Origin of the sequence: Citrobacter sp. Ct235 (genome assembly GCF_030332305.1) — a bacterium.
GTDB lineage: Bacteria > Pseudomonadota > Gammaproteobacteria > Enterobacterales > Enterobacteriaceae > Citrobacter_A > Citrobacter_A telavivensis.
Map to the genome: position 1 here is coordinate 684,558 of NZ_JAOWIC010000049.1, position 15,061 is coordinate 699,618.

At 51.9% G+C, this 15,061-nt stretch carries 16 protein-coding genes; 6 read left to right on the forward strand and 10 right to left on the reverse strand.

Features of this window, described 5'->3' with window-relative positions:
* Positions 1-5: 5 nt before the first annotated feature.
* The 8 genes from OGY35_RS20360 to OGY35_RS20395 all read right to left on the reverse strand — a co-directional run bounded on the left by OGY35_RS20360 (position 6) and on the right by OGY35_RS20395 (position 7,310).
* Complete coding sequence (locus tag OGY35_RS20360) at positions 6-977, reverse strand: fimbrial protein (protein WP_286633273.1); 972 nt, start codon at positions 975-977, stop codon at positions 6-8.
* A 21-nt stretch (positions 978-998) separates the two neighbouring features.
* A complete protein-coding gene (locus OGY35_RS20365; protein WP_286633274.1) occupies positions 999-1,544 on the reverse strand; it encodes a fimbrial protein in 546 nt (181 codons plus the stop codon).
* 11 nt (positions 1,545-1,555) lie between these two features.
* Complete coding sequence (locus OGY35_RS20370) at positions 1,556-2,119, reverse strand: fimbrial protein (RefSeq protein ID WP_286633275.1); 564 nt, start codon at positions 2,117-2,119, stop codon at positions 1,556-1,558.
* Between the two features lie 12 nt (positions 2,120-2,131).
* Positions 2,132-2,671: a fimbrial protein gene (locus OGY35_RS20375; RefSeq protein WP_286633276.1), complete on the reverse strand. Its 540-nt coding sequence runs from the start codon at positions 2,669-2,671 to the stop codon at positions 2,132-2,134.
* 59 nt (positions 2,672-2,730) lie between these two features.
* The gene (locus OGY35_RS20380; RefSeq protein WP_286633277.1) at positions 2,731-3,489 is read right to left on the reverse strand and encodes a fimbria/pilus periplasmic chaperone; all 759 of its coding nucleotides are present in this window, start codon (positions 3,487-3,489) and stop codon (positions 2,731-2,733) included.
* 89 nt (positions 3,490-3,578) lie between these two features.
* Positions 3,579-6,101 (reverse strand): outer membrane usher protein, encoded by a 2,523-nt coding sequence (locus OGY35_RS20385; RefSeq protein ID WP_286633716.1) that lies wholly within the window; start codon positions 6,099-6,101, stop codon positions 3,579-3,581.
* Between the two features lie 26 nt (positions 6,102-6,127).
* Positions 6,128-6,658 (reverse strand): fimbrial protein, encoded by a 531-nt coding sequence (locus OGY35_RS20390; protein ID WP_286633278.1) that lies wholly within the window; start codon positions 6,656-6,658, stop codon positions 6,128-6,130.
* Between the two features lie 121 nt (positions 6,659-6,779).
* On the reverse strand, positions 6,780-7,310 hold the full coding sequence (locus OGY35_RS20395; protein ID WP_286633717.1) for a fimbrial protein: 531 nt from the start codon (positions 7,308-7,310) through the stop codon (positions 6,780-6,782).
* Positions 7,311-8,064: 754 nt separating this feature from the next.
* Between OGY35_RS20395 and OGY35_RS20400 the strand changes: the two genes are divergently transcribed.
* Positions 8,065-8,706 carry a helix-turn-helix domain-containing protein gene (locus tag OGY35_RS20400; protein WP_286633279.1) on the forward strand — a complete coding sequence of 214 codons (642 nt, stop codon included), beginning with the start codon at positions 8,065-8,067 and terminating at the stop codon, positions 8,704-8,706.
* Positions 8,707-8,945: 239 nt separating this feature from the next.
* Here OGY35_RS20400 and osmC read toward each other — a convergent pair whose 3' ends face one another.
* Positions 8,946-9,377, reverse strand: coding sequence for a peroxiredoxin OsmC (gene osmC, locus OGY35_RS20405; RefSeq protein ID WP_178825552.1), 432 nt, complete (start codon positions 9,375-9,377; stop codon positions 8,946-8,948).
* A 227-nt stretch (positions 9,378-9,604) separates the two neighbouring features.
* On the opposite strand from osmC, the gene sra reads away from it, so the two are divergent.
* From sra to OGY35_RS20430, 5 genes are all read left to right on the forward strand, one after another.
* A complete protein-coding gene (sra, locus tag OGY35_RS20410; protein ID WP_061077521.1) occupies positions 9,605-9,748 on the forward strand; it encodes a stationary-phase-induced ribosome-associated protein in 144 nt (47 codons plus the stop codon).
* A 171-nt stretch (positions 9,749-9,919) separates the two neighbouring features.
* A complete protein-coding gene (maeA, locus tag OGY35_RS20415) occupies positions 9,920-11,617 on the forward strand; it encodes a malate dehydrogenase (protein WP_286633280.1) in 1,698 nt (565 codons plus the stop codon).
* A 308-nt stretch (positions 11,618-11,925) separates the two neighbouring features.
* Positions 11,926-13,641 carry an ABC-F family ATP-binding cassette domain-containing protein gene (locus OGY35_RS20420; protein ID WP_286633281.1) on the forward strand — a complete coding sequence of 572 codons (1,716 nt, stop codon included), beginning with the start codon at positions 11,926-11,928 and terminating at the stop codon, positions 13,639-13,641.
* Between the two features lie 179 nt (positions 13,642-13,820).
* Entirely contained in the window at positions 13,821-14,099 is a 279-nt protein-coding gene (locus tag OGY35_RS20425; protein WP_152406330.1) for a type II toxin-antitoxin system RelE/ParE family toxin, read from the forward strand.
* On the forward strand, positions 14,099-14,383 hold the full coding sequence (locus OGY35_RS20430) for a HigA family addiction module antitoxin (RefSeq protein ID WP_152404669.1): 285 nt from the start codon (positions 14,099-14,101) through the stop codon (positions 14,381-14,383). The genes OGY35_RS20425 and OGY35_RS20430 overlap by 1 nt, the downstream gene beginning before the upstream one ends.
* Before the next feature lie 46 nt (positions 14,384-14,429).
* Here OGY35_RS20430 and OGY35_RS20435 read toward each other — a convergent pair whose 3' ends face one another.
* Positions 14,430-15,032: an inorganic diphosphatase gene (locus tag OGY35_RS20435; RefSeq protein WP_286633282.1), complete on the reverse strand. Its 603-nt coding sequence runs from the start codon at positions 15,030-15,032 to the stop codon at positions 14,430-14,432.
* Positions 15,033-15,061: the final 29 nt, after the last annotated feature.

Below are 15,061 nucleotides of genomic sequence, written 5' to 3' on the forward strand. Positions count from 1 at the left end.
ATAATCTATTGCTGTGTCATCACTAACGTTGCGCTGGCTTTAAATTGACCAACGGGTACATCACCTTCGGCAACGTTTGGGTCACGTACTGCCTGAAATGAGAGGTTGAGCGTATTTACCCCTTTCTGTAACGTTACGGGAGTAATATCCGTAGTGGAAAGAACTTTATCATTATAAGAAATAGCCACCCCCAGCCCTTCCGCATCAGATTTGACTATTTCAGAAGCCCCTAATGTGATTGCAATATAGTCAAGTTGCATATTGACCGTTAAATCTTCTCCCGTGCAAACCACCTCGACAGGGACACTTTTGTCCTCCCCTGAGCCCGCTACAGTAGGTAATTTAGCGCGTTCGATTGTCCCAAGATTCACATCAAGCGCATTACCGTTGTTGATAGTACAGGATGTATCCACAGGAGGATCGGGTGGAAGAGGTGTACCACCGGTGCAAAAACCAGCTACCTCAGGGCTACTTTGAAGAGTGTATTCATTCCCACTTTCATCTATCAGCATATAACACCCTGTCATTTTGACGCCATTCGGCGGGATAGTTATTTCGTTAGCAGCATTTCCAAAAGTTAGTGTTTGCTCTCTCACGGAGATATCAGATCGAATATTCGTGAAACCTGAAATAACATATTGAGAGGAATTAAGGCATGAATCAGTCAGTGTACACACATATGCCTTAATCGCGTACATCCCCGTCCGCGGGACATAATTGTTTGGTACGATATTGCCTGATGGCATGAAGCAAGTACCTGGGCTCCCTACTGTTAATACAGTATCATTACCAGCCACACCATCAGCGTAAATCGAAAGCCCCTCTCCGGCTGGAACATACCAATCATTTTGACAGAAGGTCTGAGGCCCTCCCGCATGATAACTATGATAGCCGGGAATATTATTCCAATTTGCATAAGCATGGATAGATGTAAAGAGTAATATAAAAAACATTAGTCTAAAAGTATGGTTTCTCATTTTGTATTTTCTACTTGAGGATTAGGGGTACGCCAGTTCAAAAGTTGCGGTCGCCGTAAAATCACCGGCGGTTATCGTTTGTGCGGTTATCGCATCGGGTTCACCGATGACGTAAGCCTGAAGCGTAATATTGTTAGTACCGCTGGTCAGGGTATAACCCGGCGTCGCCTTATTAAACGGTAGCGGTGTGCCGTCCAGTTTTTCCATACCAATGGCAATGCCTGTTGCCTCCCCTGTGACCGCTAACGCGCCAAGCAAGGTGCTTTCCGTCCCGCCAAACGTAATAACCACCTGGTCAGCTTTCGTCGTGTCACAATCCGTCAGCTTGATGGTGAACGGTATTGCGCTGGTGCGGGTGTGGAGATAGAGTTCTTTCTTTACCACCGTGGTAAAATCCAGTTTGATATCCGTCGTTTGTGGATCTAACTTGCAGGGTCCGCCCAGCATAAAACGTCCGGTAAAATTAACCTGGTTGCTGTCGCCCGTCCCGGCAGCAATAGCCACCGGTATTGAGTTCAGGACTAACGGGCTTAACAGCACACCGACAACCAGAAGACGTATTTTCATCACAGGCACCTTTAGTTAAACGCCAGCGTCAGCGTACCGGACGCACTGAATTTGTCGCCGCTGACCACATTCTGGCTGTTAGTGGTGCTGAGCTGCACCAATTTAGCGGTCAGCACCGGTATCGCATCAGGATCGACATCAAACCATTCATCCATATTTTGAGCCGTACCGTTCACCTGCATCTCAATACCGACAATACCTTTATCTACCGCCATCACGGCGGTTCCCTGCCAGGTTTCATAACTGCCGGAGGTGGAGGTGAATTTCATCTGCAATAGCCCCAACCCGCCAGTCTCCCCGATACAGGTAAAATCAGCGGGCATGGGTTTACTGTACTCACCGTCCACTTCGACCGTGTTGTTATCACCCTCTTTCAACTGCACGTCACCAAAATCGACCTGCAATGGCCCACCCTCATTAAACGTGCAGGAACTGTTCGCCACCAGCGTCCCGTACATGTTGATATCCAGTGAGTATTTGTCACCCATATTGCCAGGCGCGGCCTGCGTCGAAGGTAAAACAAGCAGCGCAGACGCCATTAACAGCGTTGAAAAAACGCGAGCGGTAACGGTCATTTCACGAACTCCTTATTCATAGCTCATCCGGAAATCTACCGAGGCTACAAAGTCACCGGTGGTCAACGGCGCTTTGGTGCGCACGGGCAGCACGGTGTACACCACAACATTGCCGCCTTCAGTCGAGAACTGCGGTTTATGCCGGGTGCCCGGTAAAACCTGTTTCCCCTGTTCATCCAGGATGCGTAACCCAATCCCTGTCACCCCGCCCATGCGCAATAGTGAGGGTTCATCCGGGTCAGACGGTGACTGAAAACTAACAGCGGGCATCTCTTCTTTGCCCGCCTTCGGCGATCTGGCCACCTGGCAGCCCAATAAATGAAGCACCAGTTTCACCGGTCGTCCGGTATCCCCCGGATGCACCAGATTTGCCAATGCCGAACTGTCCATCTTCACATCCTGAAACTCCGAACGCATATCCAACTGGCAGACGCCTTCGCGTAGCGAACCAGACACCTCCAGCTCGCCGTGATTACCGGGAATGTCCCAGTCATCACTCGCGCCAGCCGTGCAGGAGCACAGCAACATACCGGCCAGGATTGAAATCAACATTATGTGTTGTTTTCCTTTACGCATTTGCCCCTCCTGTGTTTGCCCGCCTGATTCGTTCATTAGCCCGCTTTCAGATTGCTTACGGTGCAGGTGCTGCCATTGCAGCGAAAGGTCAACTGCGGCCGCCCGCCAAAGTCATTCACAAACGTGAGTACCGGATTGTTGCCCAGTGCTGCCGCGCTGGTACCCAGCGCAATATTGCCTTTCGGTTCAACCATCACCGGTGTGAAATCAGCGGGCGATTTCCCTTTTGCCGTGGACGAGGCCGCCACAATGGTGACAAAGTACGGCGTAGGATTATTCAGTTGCCAGCCATCCCCCTGACGGGTCAGCGTCAGTTTTTTCTGCGCTTCATTTTCTTCGCCGCGTCCAATGGCGATCGCTTCCGGACGGTAGAACAGTTTCACACGCGTCTGAAGCGCCAGTTGCAGCGTATTGGGCTTGCTGCTTTTCGGTGGAATTTCACGCACGTTGAAGTAAAACAGCGATTCTCTGTCCTGCGGCAGTACGCTCTTGTCACTCGTCATCTGCACTTTCACCTGCCCTTTCGCGCCCGGTTCCACCCGCTGGAGCGGTGGTAGCGCGGTTAACGGAGCCTCAATTTTGTTACCCTTCGCATCTTCCACCCAGGACTGGGCCAGATACGGCAGGGATTTATTTTGGTTACTCACCGACAAGGTCATGGATTTTGGTCCGCCGTTGAACACAACCCGCGTGCGGTCAAGGGCAATCGCGGCGTGTGCCTGCTGGGTAACCAGCGTCAGGGCTATCAGGCTAAGAGCGATGTGGATACGATTTTTCGGGATTGTCACGTTCATGCTTATTCACTTCTTTATTAAGATTGAGGAGTCACGGGCATCCGGCCTGCTGTCATGTCGCCGCCATGCCTGCGTCAACGATTCTTCGGTTAGTCCGCGACCGTAATGCACGGCAGCAATAAGCTTTTGTTTGCTTTCGGCAGCGGAGACGGCAGGTCGATACGGCACTGCACGCCATCGCTCCAGTACACATCCATTTTTTCATTCGGTCGAATACCCGACAGCCATGCGCTGCCGCCATCGCCGATGATGCCAGTCGGCGTCCCTTCTTTATTACGGATCTCAGCACCAAACGGGGGGAAACTGCCGTCAGCCAGTCTCACCACCACCATAGCCTTCTCACCGGCCAGGATCCCGAATTTACGGTAGCCAATGGCGCCTTCGGTCAGGGTGCCTTGTACCACCGAACGGGTGGCATCGACGTTGTCCGGCAGTTTGTCGAGGTCAACATCTACCGTGCTGCGGTAGTAGCTGCTGATGTCACTCACCACCGCCTTACCAAAATAGTTCGTCCGCACCGTGCCGCCCATGCCGTGTACCGGCACGTCGCTTACGCCGTCGGTATCGACCAGCATTCTGGTCCCGCCAGGTATGTTCGTGCGGTGTAATGCGGCCCCTTGCGCCGTGGCCGTCAACCCGCCCCGCATCGACAATCCGTACGCGTTATATTCACTGCCCGTGTAACTGGCGTTAGCCGTGATGCTGCCCATACTGCCGTCATGCGTGAAATAGCCGCTGGCGGTACCGCGCCCGTCGGAAGAGGTGCCCGCATTAATACGGTAATTGTTGTTCTCGTCGATACGGTTGTAGTAGCCCGCTGTACGAGTGGCTCCGCCATCGCTGTACTGACTGTTGTAGCTGATGGTGCCACCATTGTCCCAGGGTAAGGAAAGGCTCAGATAGACGCCGTCATCTTTAGTGCCGTCATACATAGAGCGGTAAGCGGAAATGCTGACGCTGACATTTTTGAATTGCCCAACATCAAATGCGCTCGATAGTGACAGGTTCCAGGTGTCGCTCGCTTCACGGTCCCAGTAGGTCTGGTGGCTGTAGTTCAGATAGGCACTGCTGTTGAGTTGACGAAATTGTTTATTGAACGTGACGGTATAAAGCTCTTTATCGTTACCATTGTTAGTGTTTTCACTGTAACGGCGGTCCAGATACTGGGACATGCTCATAAAGTTGCGCTCGGAGAAACGGTAGCCGGCGAACGTGACCTGGCTGTCGTACTCATCAAAGCGTTTTGAATAGCTGACCCGAAAAGACTTGCCGCTCAGCGTGCCTTCATCCGGCAGCTTAGCCTGAGACTGCGTGATGTCAAAAGAGATAGCACCCAGCGCCAGCAAGTCCCGGCCAATCCCCACGGACAGCGCGTTGTAATCCCCGGCAAATAACCCACCGCCGTATAATGACCAACCGTTATTAATCCCCCAGGAAAACTCCCCAGTACCAAACTCTGGCCCCTGAGTATGGTGTATGTCGTTCATCGGTTTGCCGGATGCAAATTTATAGCGCACCAGCCCCGGACGGGTCAGATAAGGAATACTGGCGGTGTCGACCTGGAAGGTCTGGACGCTGCCGTCCTGCTCTTCCACTTTCACATCCATTTTCCCTGACACCGCCGAGTTCAAATCCTGAATACGGAACGGGCCGGAGGCAACGGTGGTTTCATAAATCACACGTCCCTGCTGGCTAACGGTGACCTTAGCGTTGGTTTTCGCCACCCCCACCACTTCCGGCGCATAACCCCGCAGGTTGGGTGGCAGTTGGTTATCGTCGGTGGCAAGGCTCGCACCGGTGAAGTTGAAACTGTCGAACATGGAAGAGTCCAGCGAGGTTTCCCCCAGCACCATTTTTGCCCCAAGTGAGGTGATGGCACGGTAAGCGTAATAACGACTCCAGTCCCAGTTTTTCTGTGTGCTGCCGTTCGTCCCGCTGGACTTGTTATACTGTGCCTGCCAGTCAGCTCGCAGACGCCACGGGCCAACATTCGCCCCGGTGGTACCGTTGCCGCTGACCGTACGGTTATGCCCACCGTCGTTCTGGTTTGAGTTCATGGCATTCATGCTGTAATCAAACAGTATCCCCGGGATGCCGTCTTCCCAACGAGAAGGCGGATCCCAATCTTCCGATGAATAGTCGAGATAGGCCTGAGGCATGTTGATGTATAAGGAACCGGTACCGAGATCGGGTCTTACCGTCATCCCCTGCAAGGATGACACATTCAGACACTGATTATCGTGCCACCAGGTGGCTGCTTTGAGCGTCGCATCCTTCAGGCCAAACTGCTTCACCATCTCAGGAGTCAAACACGCCTGACTGCCTTTCGGGTCATTTTCAGGCGCAAGGAATTCAATTTGCTGGTCAGGAATTTCAAATTTATTCACCCGCAGCGTCATTTGGTATTTACCCGGCATCAGGTAACCCGCCTGCGAAAACTGGCTCAGGTCAATGTTGGCGCGTTCTTTAACATCCAGTACTTCGGTGTTGAACTGCACGGTCTCTTCTGCTCTGGCATTACGCATAGCACACAGCGCCAATAACACACTCACTGCAACAGGGCAAAGCAGACTGTATATCTGGCGGGGTGACTGCTCACCTGTAGCAAGCATCATGAGTCTTTCCATGTCATAAACCTTCAGAGGTAATCCACTTTAAAACGCAAAATCGCGTGATAATCACCTGCCTTCAGGTGGCTAAGGTCGCTCACCAGGCGAAGGTTGTAATCCAGACGCTGCGAACCTGGGGTCAGAATACCGGCCGGAAGTGGCTCGCCGGGGATTGCGACGTTACCGGTGGAATCAGTTATCTGTAACCCCACACCCTTCGCCCCACTGACGCTGAACAGCCCTTTAGCAGAAGGCCCGTCAAAGGTGGTACGAAAATGGCTGCGGGCAGAATCCCCCGAACTCAGGACACAGTTAACCAGATTCAGAGAAAACGGTTTTGGCCGCCCGCGTCCGTTCAGGTAAATCTCGCCTATTGTGGTATCGCCCATATCAATACTCTGGGAGAGATCGGCGGTGGCAATCGCACAGGGAGTGTCAATAATGCTCCCCTGCATATCGACACGTCCGTGGTCGGAATAGGCCGCTGAAAGCGCCCCTGACACGGACAGTGCAAGCATGCAGGGAAGTACTTTGCCGTAAAAAGTATGGTTCAATGACATACGAAAATTCCAACGAGATCATCCCTTAAACAAGCCATGCTGTCTGTTGTTAGCACACGGAAAACAACCGCCAACATGGCGTGAAGAAAGCAAACAGCAGAGGTATTCTGCCCTGTCGCTGTTACTGATACGTCAGAGCGAAGTTAGCCACGGCCTGGAAGGTACCCGGGACGATAGTGGCGGAAGCACCGTCACCCTGAAGATAGGCGGCAAAGCGCAGTTCATTAGGACCCGCGAGGAAGGTATATGCCGGAGAAGGTTTGCCTAATTCAATCAGCGTACCGGTGGTGGTGCTGATCCCTACAGAAGCGCCTTTCGCAGTCCCTTCAATGCCCAGCATTTTTGAGTCAACGGCAGATGCAGTACCGGAGAAGGTCGTGGTGACCGTTTTGTCAGTACCTGAAATATCACACTGTTCCAGCTTGATGCTGAAAGTTTGCGGAATAGATTTGCCGCTGTCTTCCAGTGCCATATTAGAAACCTGACCCAGATCGATGGTTTGTTCAGAACTTTCCGGAGTAATGGAGCACGGGGCATCAATAATTGAACCCGTGAAAGTCACAGTACCGTGACCCTGATCTTTCGCATTGGCGGTACCAAATGCTGCACATGAAGCCATTGCCAGTACCAGTACTAATTTTTTAGTATTCATCATAAAACCTCTTAATAATCCTTATGTATGTTCGCCAGTACAATTACGCGCTATGCGTTTGAAACAGAGCCCAATATTCAAATGAACAGTGCCCTACAAAAACATTTCATCTGTTCTGCGAATATTTTCATTACCCATCATCCTGTCTGACTGGGCAATGCCTGCCTGACAACTCGTTTGGTACGTTCCCAGGTGGAAATGATAGTAATGAGGGCGTCTGAAACGGGCAAAATAAAGGTGCTCCCATTTTCATTTAGAAAAATCTTGACAAATAAAAAATGCGAGACAGATATTCGCTTACCGATAATCATTAAGGACGATGAACAGTGTTAAGTCAGCGGCGGTAGCGTAATCTACGCAGAAAAGAAATAGACCATTACTAGCCGTAATATAAAACAAATCATCTTTTAGACTGACATTGTCAGTGTGTTGATACTCGGTGAGTACTGATGCCATTACCGTCGAGAAAAAAAGTGGGAAGCGTTTAAAATCACAAACCGCGACGTTCACTGCTGGGTGACAGACCCCACGTACCGTAGCGTGAGTCGCTTCAGCCGGTTACTTTCTTCATCGGGAGAAGACCGTCGAACGCCCTGAGGCAATGCGATACTTTTCATCTCTCATTGCCGTACATTACCGTACGCAACACCATCCTGTCAGGATAGATTCTGACAGGTATCGATTTCATTTTTAGGTGAATTTCACAAAAGTTGCTATCATAATACGATGATACTTTTTTACGTTGCGAAACCTAATGACAACCACCATTAAACACGCTTCGACCAAGACGGACAGTACTTATTGCCGTTATATAATGGAAAAGCTTGAATCAAAACTTGAATATAAAACGTTTGAATCAGGGCACCGATTTACAAGAAGCACTAAAAACCAGACAAAATGCTACATGATACGCAGTGGCGTTATTTCAATACATCGCCAACCTGATGATGTGCTTATCGAATATATAGAAGCACCAACAATGCGCGGCATCATACCTATTCATGTAGATTATATATCCGCGTATACAATCAGGGTTATTGTAAAAGCCGAAATTGCCATCATCGACCTTGATTATTTTTATGCCTTACTTAACGAACACCAACTTTGGGAAGCCTTTGCCAGACATTTACAGTTAATTGCCAGCATTATGCCTGAAGTGATATTCAAACTAACCGCTCCGACTGTTTTTGAAGCCGTACGAATGCAACTTTATGAGTTAATGGAGAAACCGCAGTCTATACGGGACAGTGTTCTTGTCGAACCTTATATCAGGGAAAAAATCCGGGCATCCAGAAGTGCTATCATGCGCATTTTGTCTGATTTGAAAAACGGGGGATATATTGTTATTGAGAACGGCTATCTTAAAGACATCAAAAATATCCCGTTGAAGTACTGATCGCATTTAATTATTCAGCGCATTTTTTACGCGTTCTACCACCAGTGATCGCCTGGAAAAAATAAAACGTTACGTTTGTTTCTTATACAGACATGGCTCACAGCCCAGGGCGAAGAGCGGACGTTATTCCTGGCGCTGGTTAGTCGACGTTTTAACTATACGAATGAGCATGATGAGGGTTGGCTGTCGCGGTAAGGCTTTTATGCCCGGTTCGCATCACGCGACCGGGCATACTGTCGCTATGACTTCAGTTGATAATCGAGGGTGATTTCAGCTTTCAGCACCTGCGACACCGGGCAACCGGCTTTCGCTTTCTGGATGATACCGTCGAAGGTGGCGGCATCGATTCCCGGTACCTTCACTTCGCTATGCAGCGCGATTTTGGTAATGGCAAAACCGGCATCGACTTTATCCAGCGACACGTCCGCCGTGGTGTCGATAGCCTCTGGCGTGAAGCCCGCTTCGCCAAGCATCAACGACAGCGCCATTGAGAAACAGGCGGCATGCGCCGCGCCAATCAGCTCTTCCGGGTTGGTGCCTTTCACCCCTTCAAAACGGGTATTAAAACCATAAGGCTGCTGGTTAAGCACGCCACTTTCCGTCGAAACAGTGCCTTTTCCGCGTTTGATGTCGCCTTCCCAGTGTGCCTGACCTTTCTTATGGATAGTCATCGTTCTCTCCTTTTTATCGTCGGGATAACAAGTATAGGACGTTCGGGAGATTTTGCGGCGGTTAGCAGAGACTTCTTAATTCCCTGCTTACACATTGACCTTTCAGAGAAAATGGCCGACCATCAATCAGGTCGGTATTTTTCTGTATCGTCGACCTTAAGGGTTATATTTCGTCCGAAGTCACATGGACTCATCCTTGAAACCAGTAACAGGATAAAGGAGTTAGAATGAAATCGAACCGTCAGGCCCGTCATATTCTTGGACTGGACCATAAAATCTCCAATCAGCGCAAAGTGGTGACTGAAGGTGAAAAATCCAGCGTGGTGAACAACCCTACCGGCAGAAAACGCCACGCAGACAGCAAGAAGTAACCGTACAGCCCGAATATGACGATAAACACCATCGCAACCGCGATGGTGTTTTTGCTTACAAAAAGCCTTAATCCATTCGCAATGCTTTATACTCTGTGCCCGATACCCTGGTGGAATGGCGACGTATTATAAAAAGTGCCAGGGACGGATATCCAAAAAAGAGTGAGTGACATGGAAACCAAAAGCAAAAAAATGCGTTCCCTTTATATTCCTTACGCTGGCCCGGTACTGCTGGAATTTCCCTTACTGAATAAAGGCAGTGCGTTCAGTACGGAGGAACGCCGTAACTTCAACCTGCTGGGGTTACTGCCGGAAGTGGTCGAGTCGATTGAAGAACAGGCGGAACGTGCCTGGATCCAGTATCAGGGATTCAAAACGGAAATCGACAAGCACATCTACCTGCGCAATATTCAGGATACCAACGAAACCCTGTTCTACCGACTGGTTCACAACCATCTCGATGAGATGATGCCGGTTATCTATACCCCAACGGTAGGTGCTGCCTGTGAACGTTTCTCCGAGATTTATCGTCGCGCGCGCGGCGTGTTCATCTCCTACCAGAACCGCCACAACATGGACGACATCCTGCAAAACGTACCCAACCACAACATCAAAGTGATCGTGGTGACCGACGGCGAGCGTATCCTCGGTCTTGGCGACCAGGGGATCGGCGGGATGGGCATTCCAATCGGGAAGCTTTCACTGTACACCGCCTGTGGTGGGATTAGCCCTGCCTATACCCTGCCTGTGGTGCTGGATGTGGGAACCAACAACCCGCAACTGCTCAACGATCCGTTGTACATGGGCTGGCGAAATCCACGTATCACCGATGATGAATACTATGCGTTTGTCGATGAATTTATTCAGGCGGTTAAGCACCGTTGGCCGGACGTTCTGCTGCAGTTCGAAGATTTCGCGCAGAAGAACGCCATGCCGCTACTTAACCGCTACCGCGACGAAATCTGCTCCTTCAACGACGACATTCAGGGCACCGCTGCGGTTACCGTTGGTACGCTGATCGCCGCCAGCCGGGCGGCAGGTAGCCAGCTCAGCGAGCAGAAAATTGTCTTCCTCGGCGCGGGTTCCGCCGGTTGCGGTATTGCCGAGCAGATAGTTGCTCAGATCCAGCGTGAAGGTTTGAGCGAAGAGGCCGCGCGCCAGAGAGTCTTCATGGTGGACCGTTTTGGCCTGCTGACCGACCAGATGCCGAATCTACTCTCCTTCCAGACCAAACTGGTGCAGAAACGTGAAAATCTGCAATCGTGGGACAGCGACAACGACGTATTGTCGCTGCTTGACGTAGTCCGTAACGTTAAGCCCGATATTCTGATCGGCGTTTCCGGACAAACCGGTTTGTTCACCGAAGAGATCATCCGCGAAATGCACAAGCATTGCCCGCGCCCGATCGTAATGCCGCTGTCTAACCCCACCTCGCGTGTGGAAGCAACGCCGCAGGACATCATCGCCTGGACGGAAGGTAACGCGCTGGTCGCCACCGGCAGTCCGTTTATGCCCGTGGTCTGGAAAGACAAAATCTATCCTATTGCCCAGTGTAACAACGCCTATATTTTCCCCGGGATTGGACTGGGCGTGATTGCCTCCGGCGCATCCCGCATTACCGATGAGATGCTGATGTCCGCCAGTGAAACGCTGGCCCAGTACTCGCCTCTGGTGCTCAATGGTGAAGGGCTGGTGTTACCGGAACTGAAAGACATTCAGACCGTTTCGCGCGCCATTGCGTTTGCCGTCGGTAAGATGGCGCAACAACAGGGCGTGGCGGTGAAAACCTCTGCCGAAGCGCTGTTGCAGGCTATCGAAGAGAACTTCTGGCAGGCGGAATATCGCGATTATCGTCGTACTTCCATCTGATGAACGGCCCGGTGGCGTACGCTGCCGGGCCTTCAGGCTTGCGCTGTCTCATCACTTGCGCTTACACTTTCACCATCGATTAACATTCGGATAAATAAAAGGAGGATACTTATGCTGTACTGTGAACGATTCATCGCTTCACATGCTTTTGGCGATCGCCAGTGCTCAAGCGTTATCGGTATCGTGCTGCGATAACTTCTGCTTGAGCGAAGCTAACTTCTGAATTCCCCTTCTCTCGGGCTTACCGGGTTATCGTCAGCGATGTTTGACGAGGCGTTTTTACGCCTGTAACTCTTGAGTAAGCAACAATGAGCACATTACTAACCGCACAATCCCTGCACGTTGATACGGCGTTCGGCACGCTTTTCGACGATCTGACGTTTACCCTGAAAAAAGGCGATCGCATTGGGCTTATCGGCTACAACGGTTGCGGCAAAAGCACACTGCTTAAAATTCTCGACGGTTCGATTGCCCCGACCGGCGGAACCCTGGCGCTGGCGAACCATTGCCATCTTGCCCGTGTTGAACAACATTTGCCTGATGAGATCCTGCCGCTGACGTTACAGGAAGCCGTGTTGGCTCAACTTCCTGAACATGAACGCCCCAGTCAACTCTGGCAGGTCGACACCTTGCTCGCGCAGATGGGCTTCAGTGTCCTGGATCGACAACTGACGGCGCAGACCCTGAGCGGCGGTCAGCATACGCGTCTGCTGCTGGCCCGCGCGCTGATGCGCCAACCAGACCTTCTGCTGCTTGACGAACCGGGCAACCACCTGGATTTGCCGACGCTACTGTGGCTGGAACAGTTTTTACAGAACTGGTCCGGCAGTTTCGTGGTGGTGTCCCACGATCCGCACCTGCTGGATGCGATCACAAACGGCACGTGGATCCTGCGCGATCGTACCCTTCATACCTTTGCGTTGCCCTGTAGCGCGGCCCGGCAGGCGCTGATTGAGCGCGATGCCAGCGACGCGTTACGCCATAAGGCGGAACAAAAAGAGATCGACCGCGTCACCGCCAGCGCTAAACGACTGGCAACCTGGGGGAGAGTGTACGACAACGAAGATCTGTCACGCAAAGCGAAGCAAATGGAAAAGCAGGTGTTACGTCTGAAGGAGGTGCAAACGGATCTGACGGCAGGAAGTCAGTGGTCACTAACATTACACGGAGACGCACTACGAGCAGACCGTCTGCTGGAATTATCGCACCTGTCGGTCATGCCTGCCCCAGACGCGTCAACGTTGTTTACCATTGCAGGCATCCGCCTGAAGTGCGGCGATCGGGTGGCGATCGTCGGGCGTAACGGTTGCGGTAAATCCTCGCTGTTAAAACTGATCTGGCAGCATTATCTGACGGAACAGACGTCAGATTCGCTGCGCCTTCACCCTCGCGTTTCACTGGGCTACTACGACCAGACGCTGCATCAACTGCCGGATGATGCGTCGTTGTTTGACGCCCTTGAACCGTTCGCCCCGCAACCGGACATCCGCAAAATGGCGCTGATAAGCGCGGGATTCCCGTGGATTCGCCATTCGCAATCGGTCAGTACATTAAGCGGCGGCGAGCGTTCGCGCCTGCTGTTCGTCGGACTGTCGCTGGCGCGCTATAGCCTGCTCATGCTGGATGAACCGACTAACCATCTGGATATGGAGGGCAAAGAAGCGCTGGCGCAGACGCTACAAACCTTTGAGGGCGGCGTGCTGCTGGTCAGTCACGATCGTCAACTCATCAGCCAGAGCTGTAATCGGTTCTGGTTTGTTGACGACGGTGAACTGAGCGAATGGCACGATCTGGAAGCCGTCTATGCGCATATCCGGCAGACCACAGCGGAACTTTCGTCGGCTGATGTGAAAGATGACGGTCCGCTTGCCCTGGAGCGCATTGACGAGGAAGACCTGTTGGAAAAACTGCTCGCGCTTGAGCAGCGTCTGGCTGAGGATCTGGCCCGTAAACCCAGACACCAGAAGCCGCAGTTACAGGCTCAATGGCGTAAAGAGATAGACGACCTCACCGCACGTCTTTAACCCTCAATGCCCGGTAACGTGATGTTTACCGGGCAATTTGCGTAGCGCTTTCCAGTATTCATCCCCTCTCCTTTTCTCTTTGCTCATTTCGCCAGACAATCACGCACACGACGGCGAAAGTTGTTGCGCCACACGGAACATAATGCTACTGTTCCTCCTGAAGGAACGAGGTGAGCTGGATGATCATGAATTTCAGGCACAAGGGATTACGCGACCTGTTTCTTCACGGCAAAACGTCAGGTGTGATGACAAATCACGTCAGACGTTTACGACACCGCCTTGCTGTGATTGATGCCGCAGGCTGCGTGAACGATATCAACATGCCCGGTTACCGACTGCATCCCCTGAGCGGCGATCGCGATGGCGTCTGGGCGATTTCGGTTTCAGGCAACTGGCGTATGACGTTTGAATTCGTCAATGGCGATGCCTACATTCTGGATTACGAGGATTATCACTGATGAAAATGGCGAATCATCCCCGCCCCGGGGATATCATTCAGGAAGCGCTGGACGAACTGAACGTCAGCTTGCGTGAATTTGCCCGAGCAATGGAGATTGCGCCCTCAACGGCAAGTCGGTTACTCACGGGTAAAGCGGCCCTGACCCCGGAAATGGCGATCAAACTCTCGGTAGTGATCGGCAGTTCTCCGGAAATGTGGTTGAATCTGCAAAATACCTGGAGTCTGGCACAGGCGCAAAAAAGCGTCGACGTTTCCCGCCTGCGCCGGCTGGCCGCGCAGTAAAGGCGTTGCATGCCGGACAGGCAAACGCACCGTCCGGCAGATTCGCTTATTGCTGAGGATTTTTCGCTTTCCAGGCGTCCCATGCCTGTTTGATTTCCTGCTTCGCGGTCGCCGCGTCGTTAAAGCCGTTCAGCTCCACTTTCTTACGCCCTTCCGGTAACGCTTTATAGACACGGAAGAACGATTCCAGGCGCTGAACCTCAATTTTTGGCAGGTCGGCCAGTTCCTTGATGTCGTCATACGTAGGATCAATTTTGCTGGCGGGAACCGCCACAATTTTGTCATCCTTCTCGCCGCCATCAACCATCTTTAGTACGCCAATCGCGCGCAGCTTGATCAGCGTTCCCGGTGCCATCGGGGCGCGGGTGTAGAAAATCACGTCCAGCGGATCCCCGTCGCCCGCCAGTGACTGGGTCAGCGAGCCGTAGTTTGCCGGATAAGCGACCGGCATCGACTGGAAGCGGTCCGCGAAGATGAATCCGGTTTTAGCGTCGGTTTCGTATTTAATGATCCCACCGGCCGGAATTTCCGTCACGGCGTTAAACTCTTCCGGATTGTTCTCCGGTTGTGGAAAATCGAGGATGTTCTGCGCCTGAACTGACGCACAAAGAAGTACGCTTACCGCGACTAATTTTTTGACCAGATGCATTGTCGGTTAACTCTTCGGTTATTTGTGAA